The sequence below is a fragment of the Saccharothrix sp. DSM 118769 genome, from assembly GCF_052936295.1.
This window is the reverse complement of record NZ_CP193627.1, coordinates 5,276,919-5,292,589: the sequence shown is the minus strand read 5'-3', so window position 1 is coordinate 5,292,589 and position 15,671 is coordinate 5,276,919. Positions and strand designations below refer to the sequence as shown.

General features: G+C 75.1%; 14 protein-coding genes. 11 read left to right on the top strand and 3 right to left on the bottom strand.

Annotated features, from left to right (window positions below):
• Positions 1-7 precede the first annotated feature (7 nt).
• Positions 8-1,201, top strand: a complete 1,194-nt coding sequence (locus ACRAKJ_RS22655) for an esterase-like activity of phytase family protein (protein ID WP_438923663.1) — start codon at positions 8-10, stop codon at positions 1,199-1,201.
• 45 nt (positions 1,202-1,246) lie between these two features.
• On the opposite strand, the gene ACRAKJ_RS22650 is transcribed toward ACRAKJ_RS22655, so the two are convergent.
• Together ACRAKJ_RS22650 and ACRAKJ_RS22645 are read right to left on the bottom strand one after the other, a co-directional pair.
• Positions 1,247-2,386 carry an AI-2E family transporter gene (locus ACRAKJ_RS22650; protein WP_438923662.1) on the bottom strand — a complete coding sequence of 380 codons (1,140 nt, stop codon included), beginning with the start codon at positions 2,384-2,386 and terminating at the stop codon, positions 1,247-1,249.
• 400 nt (positions 2,387-2,786) lie between these two features.
• The gene (locus ACRAKJ_RS22645) at positions 2,787-3,125 is read right to left on the bottom strand and encodes a hypothetical protein (protein ID WP_438923661.1); all 339 of its coding nucleotides are present in this window, start codon (positions 3,123-3,125) and stop codon (positions 2,787-2,789) included.
• A 101-nt stretch (positions 3,126-3,226) separates the two neighbouring features.
• On the opposite strand from ACRAKJ_RS22645, the gene ACRAKJ_RS22640 reads away from it, so the two are divergent.
• The 6 genes from ACRAKJ_RS22640 (at position 3,227) to ACRAKJ_RS22615 (ending at position 8,863) form a co-directional block, all read left to right on the top strand.
• On the top strand, positions 3,227-4,681 hold the full coding sequence (locus ACRAKJ_RS22640) for an MFS transporter (RefSeq protein ID WP_438923660.1): 1,455 nt from the start codon (positions 3,227-3,229) through the stop codon (positions 4,679-4,681).
• 18 nt (positions 4,682-4,699) lie between these two features.
• Positions 4,700-5,785: a M20/M25/M40 family metallo-hydrolase gene (locus ACRAKJ_RS22635; RefSeq protein ID WP_438923659.1), complete on the top strand. Its 1,086-nt coding sequence runs from the start codon at positions 4,700-4,702 to the stop codon at positions 5,783-5,785.
• Between the two features lie 73 nt (positions 5,786-5,858).
• Entirely contained in the window at positions 5,859-6,212 is a 354-nt protein-coding gene (locus ACRAKJ_RS22630) for a metalloregulator ArsR/SmtB family transcription factor (RefSeq protein ID WP_438923658.1), read from the top strand.
• Positions 6,209-6,712, top strand: a complete 504-nt coding sequence (locus tag ACRAKJ_RS22625; protein ID WP_438923657.1) for an SRPBCC domain-containing protein — start codon at positions 6,209-6,211, stop codon at positions 6,710-6,712. Before ACRAKJ_RS22630 ends, ACRAKJ_RS22625 begins: the two co-directional genes overlap by 4 nt.
• Before the next feature lie 100 nt (positions 6,713-6,812).
• Positions 6,813-8,270 carry an ANTAR domain-containing protein gene (locus tag ACRAKJ_RS22620; protein ID WP_438923656.1) on the top strand — a complete coding sequence of 486 codons (1,458 nt, stop codon included), beginning with the start codon at positions 6,813-6,815 and terminating at the stop codon, positions 8,268-8,270.
• A 185-nt stretch (positions 8,271-8,455) separates the two neighbouring features.
• Positions 8,456-8,863 carry an anti-sigma factor antagonist gene (locus ACRAKJ_RS22615; RefSeq protein ID WP_438923655.1) on the top strand — a complete coding sequence of 136 codons (408 nt, stop codon included), beginning with the start codon at positions 8,456-8,458 and terminating at the stop codon, positions 8,861-8,863.
• A gap of 146 nt (positions 8,864-9,009) precedes the next feature.
• On the opposite strand, the gene ACRAKJ_RS22610 is transcribed toward ACRAKJ_RS22615, so the two are convergent.
• Positions 9,010-9,798, bottom strand: a complete 789-nt coding sequence (locus tag ACRAKJ_RS22610; protein WP_438923654.1) for a hypothetical protein — start codon at positions 9,796-9,798, stop codon at positions 9,010-9,012.
• 310 nt (positions 9,799-10,108) lie between these two features.
• On the opposite strand from ACRAKJ_RS22610, the gene ACRAKJ_RS22605 reads away from it, so the two are divergent.
• The 4 genes from ACRAKJ_RS22605 to ACRAKJ_RS22590 are packed head-to-tail and all read left to right on the top strand — an operon-like array spanning position 10,109 to position 15,565.
• Positions 10,109-11,785 carry a SpoIIE family protein phosphatase gene (locus tag ACRAKJ_RS22605; protein WP_438923653.1) on the top strand — a complete coding sequence of 559 codons (1,677 nt, stop codon included), beginning with the start codon at positions 10,109-10,111 and terminating at the stop codon, positions 11,783-11,785.
• Entirely contained in the window at positions 11,782-12,831 is a 1,050-nt protein-coding gene (locus ACRAKJ_RS22600; RefSeq protein ID WP_438923652.1) for a cobalamin-dependent protein, read from the top strand. The genes ACRAKJ_RS22605 and ACRAKJ_RS22600 overlap by 4 nt, the downstream gene beginning before the upstream one ends.
• A 38-nt stretch (positions 12,832-12,869) precedes the next feature.
• Complete coding sequence (locus ACRAKJ_RS22595; RefSeq protein WP_438923651.1) at positions 12,870-13,244, top strand: anti-sigma factor antagonist; 375 nt, start codon at positions 12,870-12,872, stop codon at positions 13,242-13,244.
• A 50-nt stretch (positions 13,245-13,294) separates the two neighbouring features.
• A complete protein-coding gene (locus ACRAKJ_RS22590) occupies positions 13,295-15,565 on the top strand; it encodes a catalase (RefSeq protein WP_438923650.1) in 2,271 nt (756 codons plus the stop codon).
• Positions 15,566-15,671 lie beyond the last annotated feature (106 nt).

The following is a 15,671-nucleotide window of genomic DNA, read 5'->3' as shown; positions in this document are numbered from 1 at the left end:
AACACCGATGAGGAGACCACTGGTCCTCGGCCTGTCCGCGCTCGCACTGGTGGCGGTGGCGGTGCCCGGCGCGGCGTCGCCCACCGACCGCCACGCCTTCGGGCGCGCCACGCTGTCCGGGTTCGCCTCGCTGCCCGCGCTCACGTTCGTGCCGGGCAGCGAGCCGTCCGGCGCCGCCCTGGGCACCGCACCGGTCAACGGTGTCGTGCCGCCGTTCGCCGACCAGCCCGTGCAGGGCTTCAGCGGTGTGCTGCGCAACGCCGACGGCACCTACGACGTGCTGTCGGACAACGGCTTCGGCACCAAGGCCAACAGCGCCGACTTCCTCCTGCGCGTCCAGCGCCTGGCCCCCGACTTCGGCACCGGCGCGGTGGACGTGGTCGGCGGCGTCGTGCTGACCGACCCGCACGGGCACGTGCCGTTCGCGCTCACCCGACCCGACCGCGTGCTCACCGGCTCCGACTTCGACGTCGAGTCGATCCAGCGCACCGCGGACGGCACCTACTGGATCGGCGACGAGTTCGGCCCCTACCTGCTGCACTTCGACCGCGCGGGACGGCTGCTCGCGCCGCCCGTGCCGCTGCCCGGCGTGTTCGCCCCGGAGAACCCGGCGGGCACGGCCAACCTGGGCGGCAGCAAGGGGTTCGAGGGCCTCGCGCTGTCCGCCGACGGCCGCACGCTCGACGCGCTGCTGGAGGGCACCGTCGCCGGTGACGCGCCGGGGTCGTTGCGGCTCAACGAGTTCGACCTCCAGCGCGGTCGCTACACCGGCACGAAGTGGGTCTACCAGCTCGACAAGCCGGAGCACGCCATCGGCGACGCGATCGCCGTGGACCGCAACCGGCTGCTGGTGGTCGAGCGCGACGGCGCGCAGGGCGTCGACGCGGTCACCAAGAAGGTCTACCTGGCCGACAAGCGCGACCGCGACCGCGACGGCAAGCTCGACAAGACCCTCGTGGCCGACCTGCTCGACATCGCCGACCCGCGCCGCCTCGGCGGGGGCGGGGAGAGGTTCACGTTCCCGTTCACCACGATCGAGGACCTGGTGATCCTGGACGACCGCACCATCGCCGTGCTCAACGACAACAACTTCCCGTCGTCGTCGGGCCGCACGCCGGGCCGGCCGGACGACAACGAGTTCATCACCCTGCGGCTGGGCGACGACCTCGACGCCGACCCGCGCGTGCTGCGCCGCCGCTGACCGCCCTCCCCGCGCGGTGGCCACCACCGCGCGGGGGACGGCCGGTCACCCCTCGGGTGCGGGTCGCTCCCGCTCGGCGGGCACCGGGTCGTCCCCGTCCCGCGCGGACCCGAGCTTGATCACCTCGTCCAGGTAGCGCATCACCACCGACACCGCCGCGACCACCGGCACGGCCAGGAACGCGCCCGCGATGCCGTAGAGGCTGCTGCCCGCCGTGACCGCGAGCAGCACGACGGCCGCGTGCAGGCGCAGGCTGCGGGACTGGAGCACCGGCTGGAGCACGTTGCCCTCGACCTGCTGCACCACCACCACGACCACCAGCATGATGAGCGCCGTGGTCGGGCCGTTGCTCACCAGCGCGACCAGCACGGCCAGCGCGCCCGCGACGAACGCGCCCACGATCGGGATGAACCCACCGAGGAACGTCAGCGCCGCCAGCGGCACCGCCAGGGGCACGCCCAGCACGACCAGGCCGATGCCGATCAGGACCGCGTCGACGAGGCTCACGATCGCCTGCGTGCGGATGAAGTCGCCCAGCGTCGTCCAGATGCGGTCCAGCACCACGGTCAGGTGCCCGCCCGCGCGTTCGCCGACCACGCCGCGCAGCCACGGCGTGAAGCGCGGGCCGTCCTTGACGAACAGGAACGCCAGCAGCAGCGCCAGGATGCCGGTGACCAGGCCGGAGGTGACCGTGCCGACGCCGGTGAGCAGGCCGTTGGCGATCGTGCCCACACTGGACTGGAGCTGGTCGACGCCCTGCTCGACCAGTTGGTCGAGCTTGCTGTCGGCGAGGTTGAACGGCGGCCCGGACAGCCAGTCCCGCGCCTGCTGGAGGGCCTTGGTGGCGCTGTCGGCGATCTCCGGCACGCCGGAGGCGATCGACGTCGAGATCAGCGCGAGCACGCCGCCCAGCACGCCCAGCCCGGCGAGCAGCACGATCGTCGCGGCCAGCGCGGGCGGCAGGCCCTTCTTGCGCAGCCACCGCGCGGGCGGCCACAGCACCGTGGTGATGAGCAGGCCGAGCAGCACCGGCATGACCACGACCCACAGCTTGCCGATCAGCCACCACAGCAGCACGAACCCCAGCGCGGCCAGCGCCACGCGGGTGCTCCACCGCGCCAGCCACGTCACCCCACGTCCGATGGCCTCGCCGCGGTCGGCCCAGCGGCGGTCTCCAGCGCTCACGTCTCCCCGTTCCTCCCGCGCGGCGGTCGCCGGCACGAGGGGAAGCCTGCCAGACCCGCGCGCGCCGCGTGGGGCGGCGAGGTCACGGTTCGTCATAGGTGAGGGGTCGTCACCTGACCGGCCGGTGGGCGTCCGCCGATGCGGTCAACGTCGCCCCGGCCGTCCGTCGTGGCAGGTAGACACGAGGTGGACCGCCTCCAAGAGGTCCAGTGGTCATCCCACGACACCGAAGCAGGGAAGGGGCGATACCGCTGCCGGATCTCGTGGCCGCCGCACGACGCCGCGTGCGGCGGCCACCCGGTGCCCGCTCTCCCGGTCGGCGACGTCCGCGAGCGGCGTGGACCCGAGCGTCACGTCGTGGCGAACCGGGCCGGCCCGCCGACGTCACGGCCCGCCGACGTCACGGGGTGGCGGCGCGCCACTCCTCCAGCCAGCCGTGGCGGCCCTCGTACGCCGTCGCCACGAGCTGGAGCACGTCCCCGGAGTCGGTGCTCTCCACCTCCGAGCGCAGCGCGCGGATCTTCTCCTCGTGCGACACGGGGGAGCCCTCGTCCTCCAGCGACAGGTCGCCCGGGACCAGCAGCAGGCCGTCGCCGTCGTCCGAGCGCAGGACGCGGAACCGGCCGCGGGCCTCGGCGTCGGCCACCAGGGGCGCGTCGCCGCGCGCCACGCGCTCCTCGTCGTCGGCGAGGCCGTCGAGGATGAAACCGCGGAGTTGCTCCAGCTGCGTCGTGTCCATGTGCGTGGGGTATCCCACCGCGCGGGTGATCAAGCGTCCCGTTCGTCACCCGGCCGCCCCGTCGTGGTGCAGGTGCCGCCGCCTGCGGGTAGGAAAAGGTGATGAGCAGCGAGTACGAGCCCGATCCGCGCAGGTGGAAGGCGCTCACGGTCACCCTGGTCGCCGGGTTCATGAGCCTGCTCGACGTGAGCATCGTGTCCGTCGCGCTGCCGTCGATCCAGCACGGCCTGGGCACGTCGCCCGCCGGCGTGCAGTGGGTCGTGTCGGGCTACGCCCTCGCGTTCGGCCTCGCCCTGGTGCCCGCCGGGCGGCTGGGGGACGCGATCGGCCGGCGCACCATGTTCCTCTGCGCGCTCACCGGGTTCGTCCTGTTCAGCGCCATCGCGGGGCTCGCGCCGACGACGGAGGTGCTGATCGTCGCCCGCCTGCTCCAGGGCATCTCGGCGGGCGCGCTGGCGCCGCAGAACTCGGCGCTCATCCAGCAGCTGTTCCGGGGCGCGGAACGCGGTCGGGCGTTCGGCTTCTTCGGCTCCACGGTCGGCTTCTCCACCGCGGTCGGACCGGTGGTCGGCGGCGTGATCCTCGCCGTGGCGGGGGAGGACGAGGGCTGGCGCTGGATCTTCTACGTCAACGTGCCCATCGGGGTGGTCGCCCTGGTGCTCGCCGCCCGCCTGCTGCCGCGCGGCGGCAAGGCCCCGCGCGGGCACCTCGACCTGGTCGGCGCCGCGCTGCTCGGCACGGGCGTGCTGGCCGTGATGCTGCCGCTGGTGCTGGCCGAGGCGGGCGGGCTGGTGGAGCTGTGGTGGCTGTTCGTGCTCGGCGCCGTCCTGCTCGTGCTGTTCGTGCGCTGGGAGCGGAAGGTCGCCGCGCGCGACCGCAGCCCCCTGCTGGACGTGCGCATGTTCACCTCCACCCCCGGGTACGGCACGGGCGCGCTGCTCGGCCTGGTCTACTTCGTCGGGTTCAGCGGCATCTGGCTGGTGTTCGCGCTGTACTTCCAGACCGGCCTCGACTACACGCCGCTGGAGTCCGGGCTGGCGGTGACGCCGTTCGCGGTCGGCTCGGCCGCGTCCGCGGTGGTCGGCGGCCGGCTGGTGGCGACCTGGGGGCGCAAGCTCACCGTGACCGGGTTGAGCCTGGTCGTCGCCGGGCTCGCGGTGACGGCGCTCGTGCTGTGGCTCGCGCCCGCCCACCTCGCGGGCTGGGCCGTCGCGCCCGCGCTGCTCGTGGCGGGCATCGGCGGCGGGTGGGTGATCTCGCCGAACACGACGTTGACGCTGCGGCACGTGCCGGTGGCGATGGCGGGCGCGGCGGGCGGCGCGCTCCAGACCGGGCAGCGCATCGGGTCCGCGGTGGGCACGGCGGCGCTGACCGGCGCTTTCTACGCGGTGCTCAGCGCGTCGGGTCGGGACTTCGGGGTGGCGGCGCTCGTCGCGGTCGGGGCGGCGGCCGTCGCGGTGGCGCTGGCCCTGGTGGTCGGCGTCGTCGAGCTGCGCGCCCGCCCGCGCTGCCCGTCCGCCACGAGCGCGGCCCACGCGGTGTCGGACGTGGGCTGACCTTGGCACGATGGGCGCATGGACCTGCCGCACCGCGCCGTGGACCTGCTCGGCATCCGCTCGACCACCGACCGGCCCGAGGACCTGCGCCGCGCGCTCGACCTCGTGCTCGACGTGGTGGGCCCCGGCTTCACCGTCGAGCGCTTCGAGTCGGGGGGCGTGCCGAGCGCCCTGGTCCGCACCGCCGGTGAACGGCCCCGCTTCCGGGTCCTCTTCAACGCCCACCTCGACGTGGTGCCCGGGGACGACGCCCAGTTCACGCCCCGCCGCGAGGGCGACCGGCTCGTCGCCCGCGGCGCGCAGGACATGAAGCTGTCGGCGCTCGTGCTGGCCGAGGTCTTCCGCGACCGCGCGCCGCACCTGCCGTACCCGCTCGGCCTCCAGCTCGTCACCGACGAGGAGGTCGGCGGCCGGGACGGCACCCTGCACCAGCTGGAGCAGGGGGTGACGGCGGACTTCGCGGTGATCGGCGAGCACAGCGCCCTGCGCGTGGTGACCGAGTCCCGGGGCCTGGCCGCCGTCCGCCTGTCCGCCACCGGCCGCGCCGCGCACGGCGCCTACCCGTGGCTCGGCGACAACGCCCTGCTCAAGGTCGTGGGAGCGGTGCAGGCCGTGCTGGCGAAGTACCCCGTGGCCGAGCGGGAGGAGTGGCGCACCACGGTCAACGTCGCCCGCCTGACCACCGGCGACCAGGCGCTCAACCAGGTCCCGGCCCACGCCACCGCGTGGCTCGACGTCCGCTTCCCGGCCGAGGACGCCGACTTCACCGGCCGCACGCCCGAGCAGGTCGCCGAGCACCTGACCGCCCTGTGCCCGCCCGGCGTGACCGCGCACGTCGACGCCCTGGAGCCGCCGCACCACGTCGACCCCGCCTCGCCGGACGTGCGCGCCCTCCAGGAGGCGGCCCGCGCCCAGGGCTTCTCCGGCGACCTGCTGCGCAAGCACGGCGCGGCCGACTCCCGGTTCTTCTACCGCCACGGCGTCGACGCGGTGATCTTCGGCGTGGGCGGCGACGGGCAGCACGGCCCGGACGAGCACGCCGACCTGACCACGGTCGGCCCGTACCGGCGGGCGCTGACCGCGTTCCTGGACGCCATCGCGTGACCACCCGAGCAGCCCGCGCGTGATCACCCGGGGCCCTTGCCCAAAGCGTAACTAACTGGTTACGCTTCAGGGCGTGGACGAGGTGGCGGCGGCCGTGGCCGACCCGGTGCGGCGCGCCATCCTGGAGATGCTCCGCGACGACGCGCGGCTGTCGGCCGGGCAGATCGCCGAGCGGTTCGACATCAGCCGCCCGGCCGTCAGCAGGCACCTGCGGGTGCTGCGCGAGAGCGGCCTGGTGCGCGACGAACTCGTCGGCAGGCAGCGGTTCTACGCGCTCGACGCCTCGCGCCTCGCCCCCCTGACCCGGTGGCTCGCGGGCTTCACCCGGCCCACCGGCTGGGCGCACCACCTCGACGCCCTGGAGACCGAGGTCCACCGGACCCGGCGGGAACGCAGCACCCACCACCCGAAGGAGAACACGGCATGACCCGTCCCCGCCCCCTGGCCACCGGCCGCCTGGTCCGCACCGGCGGAGGCAGCGACCTGGTCGTCACCCGCACGTTCCGCGCTTTAGCGGACGACGTGTGGGCCAGCATCACCGAACCCGAGCGCACCGCGAGGTGGTTCGGCCCCTGGGAGGGGGAGGGCGCCCCGGGCCGCACCGTCCGGGTGCGGATGGTGCACGAGGAGGAGCAGCCCTGGATGGAGGTGCGCATCGACGTGTGCGACCCGCCCCGCAGGCTCGCCGTGTCCACCCTCGACGAGGCGGGCACCTGGCGGCTGGAGATCCTGTTGTCCGAAGTGGACGGCGTCACGGAGCTGAGCCTCGTGCACCACCTCGACACCGAGGAGGGCATCGGCGAGGTCGGACCGGGCTGGGAGTACTACCTGGACATGCTCGTCGCCTCCCGCGACGGCGCCCCGCTGCCGGTGTTCGACGACTACTACCCGTCGATGAAGCCGCACTTCGAAGGACTCGTCGGCTGACCGCGATGCTCTGGACCATACGGGTGAAACTGCCACTCGGGAACGGCAACCCGACGCCGGCGACAGGACGCGCCGCACCCCCGCCGGCAGCATTGAGCGGGTGGCGGCGGCAGACCGGAGGACGACGGGCCGGACCGAGGCGGCGGGCTACGTGACCGGTGCGGAGGTCCGGGTGGACGTCGCGGTGCTCACCCCCGCCGAGGTGGCCGCCGGTGAGGCCCAGGTCGTCACCCTGTCGGGTGAACTGGACGCGGCGGCGAGCACGGCCGTCGCGGCCCGGCTGGCGGAGCTGGTCGAGGAGGGCCACGGGGACCTGGTCGTCGACCTCACCGGGGTGCGCCTGCTGTCCGGGGCCGGGGTGACGGCCCTCTTCGGCGTCGCCGACGCCCTCGCGGGCACCGGCAGGCGGCTGAGGATCGTGGCGGGCAGCCCGGCGGTCACCCGCGTGCTGCGCTACAAGCGGGTGCCGGACGTGGTCGACGTGCACGGCACGGTCGACGGCGCGCTGGGCGCCCAGGGCGACGCGGTGGGCAGGCACGAGGACGCGACCGTGCTCAGGCTCGCCCGGGAGGTCCGCGAGCTGCGCGCCAAGCTCGCGGGCCGCCCCGTCATCGCCCGCGCGATGGGCATGCTCCAGGAGCGCTACCTGCTGCCCGACTCGGACAGCGCCTTCGCCCTGCTGCGCGGGGTCTCCCAACGGGCCAACGTGCGGATGCGCGACCTGGCGGAAACCCTGGTCGACCTGCCCCGCCCGTGCGGGGTCGAGCCGTGGCCCCCCGCCGCCCCCGCGCCCGCGCTCGGTTTCAGCGCCGCCCGCGCCCAGGGGGCCGTGCTGAGCGACCTGCTGGACGCGGTGGTGCAGGGCACCTGGGCGGTCGGCGGCGAGGTGCGGCTGGCCGAATCCGGCGGGCTGCGGGTAGCCGTCCACCTCGACCCGACCGACATGGCTCACGCCGACACCATTCGCGTCAACGCAGCTCGCGCCGACACGGCTCGGCCCGGTATCGCCCGGTCCGGTACCGCCCGGCCCGACACCGGTTCCGGTGACACCCGCCGGGACGTCACCGGCCTCGGTGACGCCGACCCGGGTGACGCCGACCCGGGTGAGGCCGACCCGGGTGAGGCCGACCTCGGTGACGCGGTCCTCGGCGGTCGGGGGCACGGCCACGTCGTCACCCTGCCCACCAGGGGCGACGGGGCCGGTGCGGTCACCGCGTGGGCGGCCCGCCGGAGGCGGACCAGGGTCGTGGTCGCCGACGTGACCGGCGACCCGCTGTTCGCCGGCTCGCCGACGACCGACGAACTGGTCGCCCTGGGCGCGCGCGCCCTCGTGAGCACACCGCTGCTGTCCACCGAGGGCGAGTGCCTCGCGGTCGTGACCACCTTCCACGAGTCGCGCGACCGGCTGCCGACCGCCGAGGAGCTGGCGGACGCGGACGGGATGGTCGAGGGGGCGGCGCGGTGGCTGGAGTGGTCGCGTCGGGAGCGCGTGCGCCGAGCCCTGGAGCACCTGCACGCCGCGGCGAGGACCGCGACGGTCCCGCCGGCTGCTTTTTAACCGGCGGGACCACCAGCCTCGGCACCGGTGACGCACGCCGAGCCTGGCCCCATGCAATCGCCTCAGGGGGTGAACGGCAAGCGTCCGCCCCATGAGCTGCGTAATCGCCTTCGGGGGCGTACGGTCTGGCCCCACGCAGGCGGTGAGACCGCAGCCACTGCTTCTTCGCCCCCGAGGAGGCCGCCATGATCGTCGAGCGGTTCGACGACCAGATCCGCGTGGAGCGGGAGGTGCACGGCTATGCCGTGGTCCTGCGCGTCACCGGCGAGGTCGACGCCTCGACCACCCCCGAGATCAGGCGCGAGGTGCGGATCGCCCTCGCACTGGTCACCCCTCCCGCACCGGTCGTGATCGACCTGCTCGGCGTCGCCTTCCTCGCGGCGGCCGGGCTCAACGAGCTGTACTGGGACCTGTCCGCCGCCAGGGCGGCGGGCGTCGCCCTGCACGTGGTCGCCCGGCAGCGGCACGTCCTGCGGCCGTTCGAGATCTCGGGCCTGGACGCGCAGCTGCGCCCTTACCCGACCGTGGACGAGGCGCTGCGCGCCGGGCGCCCGGCCCGTTTCGCCGTCGCGGAGCTGAGCCGCCTGCACTGACCGCCCGACCACGTCGGACAACCCCCGACCGCTGAGCCCTCCCCGACCACTGAACCCTGTCCGACCACTGAGTCCCGCCCGACCGGCGAGGGCTGGCGGTGCGGCCAGGAGCCGGACGGCCTCACCGCGGCTCGCGCGCCGCCCGCCTACCCCAGCGTGCTGACCAGGGCCAGGGCACCCAGCACCGGCACGGTGGCCAGTGCTGTCAGCAGTGCGCGGCGTGGTGGGCGGGGGCCCGTCCGGAACAGCCGGACGCCGCCGGGCACCAGTGCCACGCACAGGCCGACCACAGCCACCACGGAGGTGACCTCGGTGCCCTTCAGCACGCCCAGCGGCAGGAGGCAGGTCGTGCCCAGGGCCAGTGCGCGCACCGCGCCGAACCTGCCGCCGCCGAGTGCGCCGGCGCGGTGCGCGGCGAACGCCAGCACCGGCCAGCCCAGCAGGACGGTGAACGACAGGAAGCTGAACAGGTGCAGGTCGCCGTACGACTGGGCGACCAGGTCCGTGGCGAACCCGGCCCCGTGCCGCCGGACCAGGCCGTGCGCCGCCTGGTCGACGCCGGCGTGGAAGACCCGCTCGACCAGGCCCACCAGCACCAGCCCGGCGCCCCACGAGGCCAGGACCGGTCTCAGTCGGCCCGCGTCGCGGGCGACCACGAGCACGGCCGGTAACAGCAGCACGGTGCCCGCCAGCGCCGCCGCGTGCGCGGCGGCCATCACCCCGGGCTGCTCGGCCACGGCGATGAGCTGCCGCGGGAAGAAGAAGTGGAACGGCCACCGCAGCAGCGTCGCGGTCAACAGCAGCAGCGGGCCCAGCACCATCGCGGTCGCGCCGGTCCAGCGGCCCGGGAAGGAGTAGGGGGTCGGGAGGGTGGCGGTGGGGAGGGGGGCGATGGGGAGGGGGGAAAGGGACTGGGCGGGGGAGTGGGTCGTCATGGGACCACCGTGCCCGAGGGAGCCGTCGGCCGGATCGGACCGTGGTCCGGACCTGGTGGTCGGACCACGGTCTGATGCTGCGGGGGAACCGGTGCCTACGCCGGCGACGTGATCGAGTGCAGGGGGCGGGAGCGGCGCTGGTCGCCCACGCCGCGCGGGTTCCGGCCGGCCGACGGGGCCTCATCGCGCCCTGAGCGTCCGCCCCGGGCGCACCTGAACGGCCCCTTGGCCGTGCTCGACCCCGCTGCTAGAACCGAGGCGGGGAGTGGCCCGCGGGCCACTCCGCGTCGGACGACGACCGAGTGCGGGGGTGAGCGCCGTGGACGGGGAGGGCGGTTCGCGCCCGCCGGCCGCGTCCTCGGACGGCCTGGGCACTTCGAGCGGCCCGGACACCTCGAGCGGCCCGGACACCTCGGACAGCGCGGACACCTCGGACGGCCCGCTCCCGTGCGGGCAGGTCCCGCTGCTCGACGCGCTCGACCTGGCGGTCGCGGTGTGCGACGAGCACGGTCGGGTGCGCCGGGTCAGCGCCCGCGCGGCCGAGGTCGTGCCGGGGCTCGTGGTGGGCGAACCGCCCACCGGTCCGGCGGAGTTCATCGCCGCCCTGGGCACCGACGACGACTCCTTCGAGTCGGTGGTCGACCGGTCCGTCGTCGTGGGCACGCGCGGCGACCTGCCCGGGGGCTGGACCGCGTGGCTGTTCGAGGACGTGACCGGCGACCGCGACCGCGACCGGGTCCTGCGCGCCGAACGGGCCCGCACCCGCTTCCTGGCGCGCGCCGGCCGCCGGCTCGGCCTGTCGCTCAACCCGCTGCGCACGGCCCGCACCGCCGCCGGGCTGGCCGTCGAGCTGACCGACGCCGCCGCCACCGTGGTGCTGCCCGACGGCCGGTACGCGCACGTCGGGCGGGACGGGGTGGCGAGCGAGGGGGAGTGGCGGCGCGACGACCTGCCGACCGAGTTGCTGGAGACCCTGGACGGCGCCGCGATCGGCCCGGAGCGCCACCCGGCCGACCTGTTCGCCGCAGACTGGGCCCCGGCGCCACCCGGCACCGCCGAGGTGGTCACCGCACCGCTGCCCGGCTCGCGGCTCCCCGGCCCGGCGCTGGTGCTGTGGGTGGGCCGGGACGCCGACCCCGGCGTCGACGACCCCGAGCAGGAGGTGTTCGCCGAGTTCGCCGCCCGCGCCGGCCTCGCGCTGGCCGCCGCCGACGTGCACGCCGCGCAGGTGCGCACCTCCGCCGTGCTGCGCGACAGCCTGCTGCCGATCGGCCTGCCCACCGTGCCCGGCGTCGAGCTGGGCGCGCACCACCGGCCCGCGTCCGGCGCCGACGTGCTGGGCGGCGACTTCTACGAGGTGCTGCCGGTGGCGGACGGCGCGGTGTTCGTGCTGGGCGACGTCGTCGGCAGCGGCGTGGAGGCGGCCGTCACCAGCGGCCGGGTGCGGCAGGCGCTGGACGTGCTCAGCCGCGTGCCGGTCGGGCCGCGGCGGGCGCTGGAGGTCCTGAACAGCGCCCTGCTCGACGGCGCGGCCGACGGGCGCGCGCAGGCGGCGACGGTCGTGCTCGGCCGGGTCGTGGCGGGCCCCCTCGGGCTGCGCCTCCAGCTGACCGGCGGCGGGCACCTGCCGCCGGTGGTGCTGCGCGGCACCGGCGAGGTCGAGTTCGTCGAGGTCGGCGGGACGCCCGTCGGCGCGGTGGAGCGGCCGGTGTTCACCACGACCTCGGTGGACCTCGACCCCGGCGAGTCGTGCGTGCTGCTCACCGACGGCATCACCCGGGCGCGCGGGGGCGTGGACGGCCGGGCGGAGTTCGGCGCCCGCCGGCTCGCGGTGTTCCTGGCGGACTGCCAGGCGCTGCCCGCGTCCGCCGTCGCCGAACGGGCGGTGCTCGGCGCCGAGGCGTGGCTCGGCGGTCGCGACCACGACGACATGGCCGTGCTGGTGGTCCGCGCGCCGAGGGCGTCGCCGTCCGGGTGGCCGGCGTGAGCGGCGTCCGGGCCGCGGACCGCGAGGAGCTGCTGGCCGCCGCGGGGGCCGCCGACGAGCGCTCCGCCATCGCTGTGGCGACGCGCCTGCTCGGCGCGGGCGCGACGTCGGACGACGTGCTGCTCGACCTGGTCGCCCCCGTCCAGGTCGAGGTCGGCGCGCGGTGGCAGGCCAACCTGTGGAACGTGGCGCGGGAGCACGCGGCCACCGCGGTCGTCGAGCGCGTCATCGCGGCCGTCGCGTCGCACGTCCGCCCGCCGCCCGCGCGGGGCCACGTCGTGGTGGCCTGCCTGAGCGACGAGTGGCACGCCGTGCCGCCGCGCATCGTCGCCGAGGTGCTGCGCGGGCGCGGCTGGCGGGTGACGTTCCTCGGCGCGAGCGTGCCCGGCCCGCACCTCGTGGCCCACCTGCACGAGCACGGGCCGGACGCGGTGGCGCTGAGCTGCACGCTGTCGCGCGCCCTGCCGCAGGCCGACCGGGTGGTCGCCGCGTGCCGCGGCACGGGCACGCCCGTCCTGGTCGGCGGGGCCGGGTTCGGCGCGGACGGCCGGTGGGCGCGGGCGCTCGGCATACCCACGTGGGCCCCGGACGCCGCGTCCGCCGCGGAGCTGCTCGACGGGGACGGGTGGCGCGGCACCGGCGAGCCCGGCCCGCCGCGGGCGCCCGCCCCCGAGTACGCGGCGCTGCGCTCCCGGCGCGGCGAGCTGGTCGCGGCGTCGATGGTGGCCCTGCACGACCGGTTCCCGCCGCTGCGCGGGTACGACGAGCGGCAGCTCGACGCCACCGCCGAGGACCTCGGCCACGTCGTGGACTTCCTCGCCGCGGCGGTCTACGTGGACGACCGGGAGCTGTTCGGCCGGTTCCTGGCCTGGACCTGCGACGTGCTGCACGCGCGCGGCGTGCCGCCGTCGTCGACCGGGATCGCGATGGACGAGATGGCGCGCGTGCTCGTCGACCACCCGCGCGCCCGGCACCACCTCGACCACGGTCGGCGGGTCGTCGCCGGGTTCCGCCCCACCCGTCGTGCCGAGCCCGGTCCGGTGTGATCTGCTGGACCGGAGCGCACTCGACCAGGACGGGCGGAATGGCACCAGGCGGCGCGGAACTCAGCACCACCACGGTCCGGGGCGACGACGGCGTCGTCGTCCTCGTCGCACGGGGCGAGGTGGACATCGCCACGGTCACCGCGCTGCGCCGCCCCCTGATGGAGCTGGTCGGGTGCGCCGCCGAGGGCGGCACGGTGGTCGCCGACCTGGCCGGGGTCGAGTTCTTCTCCTCGCCCGGCATCGAGGCCCTCCTCACCGCCCACCAACGCCTCCGGGACGCCGGCGCCACGTTGCGCGTGGTCACCGCGCCCCTCGTCCGGCGGACCCTCGTCACGGTGGGCCTGCACCGGGAGTTGTCGTTGCACGACACCCTCGACGACGCCCTCGCGGCTGCCGGCGACCGGGACGTGTAGTCCGCTCGCGTTCGGGTAGTCGCGGGGGGACTGCCGACGAGGAGGAGTACGTGGACCCCATCAAGCCCGCCAAAGTCGTCAAGGACGCCCTGGAGAAGGCGGTGGAGAAAGTCGCCGACCTGGTGACCCCGCCGGTGCCGGGAGCGCCGGGCAGCACACCGCCCGCGCTGGAGGAGCCCACGGAGCCGAAGCCCGCGCCGCCGCGCAAGGCGGACCAGGCGTCGCCGCAGACCCGGACGGCGACCGGCGCCCGGACCGGCGCCGACGCCGAGGTGCGGGAGCAGCAGGGCGAGTACCTGACGACCTCGCAGGGCGCGCGCTTGCACGACACCGACCACTCGCTCAAGGCGGGCCGGCGCGGGCCGACGCTGTTGCAGGACCACCACCTGCGGGAGAAGATCACCCACTTCGACCACGAGCGCATCCCCGAGCGGGTCGTGCACGCGCGCGGCGCCGGGGCGCACGGCGTGTTCGTGGGCTACGGCAACGCCACGAACGTGTGCAAGGCCGCGTTCCTCGGCGAGGGCGTCACCACGCCGGTGTTCGTCCGCTTCTCCACCGTGCTCGGCTCGCGAGGCTCGGCCGACACCGTGCGCGACACCCGCGGCTTCGCGACGAAGTTCTACACGTCCGAGGGCACGTTCGACCTGGTGGGCAACAACATCCCGGTGTTCTTCGTCCAGGACGGCATCAAGTTCCCGGACATCGTCCACGCCGCCAAGCCGCACCCGGACCGGGAGATCCCCCAGGCGCAGAGCGCGCACGACACGTTCTGGGACTTCGTGTCCCTGCACACCGAGGCCACCCACCACGTCATGTGGAACATGTCCGACCGCGGCATCCCGCGCTCGTACCGCATGATGGAGGGCTTCGGCGTCCACACGTTCCGGTTGGTCAACGCCGAGGGCGGGACGGCGCTGGTGAAGTTCCACTGGAAGCCGAAGCTCGGCGTGCACTCCCTGACGTGGGAGGAAGCGCAGATGATCAACGGCGTGGACCCGGACTTCCACCGGCGCGACCTGTACGACGCCATCGAGTCGGGCGCGTTCCCGCAGTGGGAGCTGGGCATCCAGGTCTTCCCGGACACCCCGGAGCAGACCTTCGAGGGCATCGACCTGCTCGACTCCACGAAGATCGTGCCCGAGGAGCTGGCCCCGGTGCAGCCGATCGGCATGCTCACCCTCAACCGCAACCCCACGAACTTCTTCGCGGAGACCGAGCAGGTCGCGTTCCACCTCGGCAACCTGGTGCCCGGCATCGACGTCACCGACGACCCGCTGTTCCAGACCCGGCTGTTCTCCTACCTGGACACCCAGATCACCCGGCTGGGCGGCCCGAACTTCAACCAGATCCCGATCAACCGGCCGCACGCGCCCGTCAACGACATGTTCCGCGACGGGTTCCACCAGCACGCCGTGCACCGCGGCGTCGCGCCGTACAAGCCGAACACCCTCGACGGCGGCTGCCCGTTCTTCGCGGGCGCGGACACCGGGGCGTTCACCGAGGTGGCGCAGCCGGTGGTGGAGGCGGTCAAGGAGCGCCGCACGCACGTGACGGTCGACGACCACTTCAGCCAGGCGCGCCTGTTCTACCTGAGCATGACGCCGGTGGAGCGCGAGCACATCGTGCGGGCGTTCACGTTCGAGCTCGGCAAGTGCTACGAGCAGGCGGTCAAGGAGCGCGAGCTGCGCGTGCTCGCCAACATCGACCCGGAGCTGTGCGCGCAGGTGGCAGCCGGGCTGGGCCTGCCGGCCCCGGAGCCGAGCGAGCCGCTCGCCGACGTGACGCCGAGCCCGGCGCTGTCCCAGCTCGGCCAGGAGTGGCCGCCGGACGGCCGCATGATCGGCATCGTCGTGGACGCGGACGCCCCGGAGACGCTCGGAGACCTGCACGCGCTGCGCAGCGCCATCTCCGCGGCCGGCATGGTGCCGCTGCTGATCGCGGCGCGCGGCGGCGTCCTGGAGGACGGCCTGACCGCCCAGCGCACGTTCCTCACCGCGCGCTCGGTGGAGTTCGACGCGCTGCTGGTGTCCGCCGCGCCCGCCCCGGCGCCGGACGCCCTGCCGCAGCGCGACGCGAAGGCGGGTGCCCCGGCCCTCACCGTCGACCCGCGCGTGGTCCTGATGCTCCAGGAGGTCTACCGCCACGCGAAGGCGGTCGTCGCCTGGGGCACCGGGCCGACCGCGCTGGCCGAGGCGGGCCTGGTGCCGGGTGAGCCGGGCGTGGTCGTCACCGAGACGGCGGTGGAAGCACTGGAGCAGCTCCAGGGCCTCCTGCCGGCGCACCGCGTGTGGGAGAGGTTCCCCGCCTCCGCGGTCTGACCCGAGGTGCCCTGGTCCGAGGTGCCCTGACCCGAGGTGCCCGATTCCGGGCGGCCCGGTCCCGGGTCGCGGCGGCCGGTCGCGGGTGCGACCGGCCGCTGCGGCG

What these genes read in the sequence shown, in the direction of transcription:
- ACRAKJ_RS22625 (WP_438923657.1), top strand. Translation starts at nt 6,209, where the DNA reads ATGACCCGTCCCCGCCCCCTGGCCACCGGCCGCCTGGTCCGCACCGGC.
- ACRAKJ_RS22645 (WP_438923661.1), bottom strand. Translation starts at nt 3,125, where the DNA reads ATGGACACGACGCAGCTGGAGCAACTCCGCGGTTTCATCCTCGACGGC.
- ACRAKJ_RS22635 (WP_438923659.1), top strand. Translation starts at nt 4,700, where the DNA reads ATGGACCTGCCGCACCGCGCCGTGGACCTGCTCGGCATCCGCTCGACC.
- ACRAKJ_RS22640 (WP_438923660.1), top strand. Translation starts at nt 3,227, where the DNA reads ATGAGCAGCGAGTACGAGCCCGATCCGCGCAGGTGGAAGGCGCTCACG.
- ACRAKJ_RS22615 (WP_438923655.1), top strand. Translation starts at nt 8,456, where the DNA reads ATGATCGTCGAGCGGTTCGACGACCAGATCCGCGTGGAGCGGGAGGTG.
- ACRAKJ_RS22595 (WP_438923651.1), top strand. Translation starts at nt 12,870, where the DNA reads ATGGCACCAGGCGGCGCGGAACTCAGCACCACCACGGTCCGGGGCGAC.
- ACRAKJ_RS22610 (WP_438923654.1), bottom strand. Translation starts at nt 9,798, where the DNA reads ATGACGACCCACTCCCCCGCCCAGTCCCTTTCCCCCCTCCCCATCGCC.
- ACRAKJ_RS22655 (WP_438923663.1), top strand. Translation starts at nt 8, where the DNA reads ATGAGGAGACCACTGGTCCTCGGCCTGTCCGCGCTCGCACTGGTGGCG.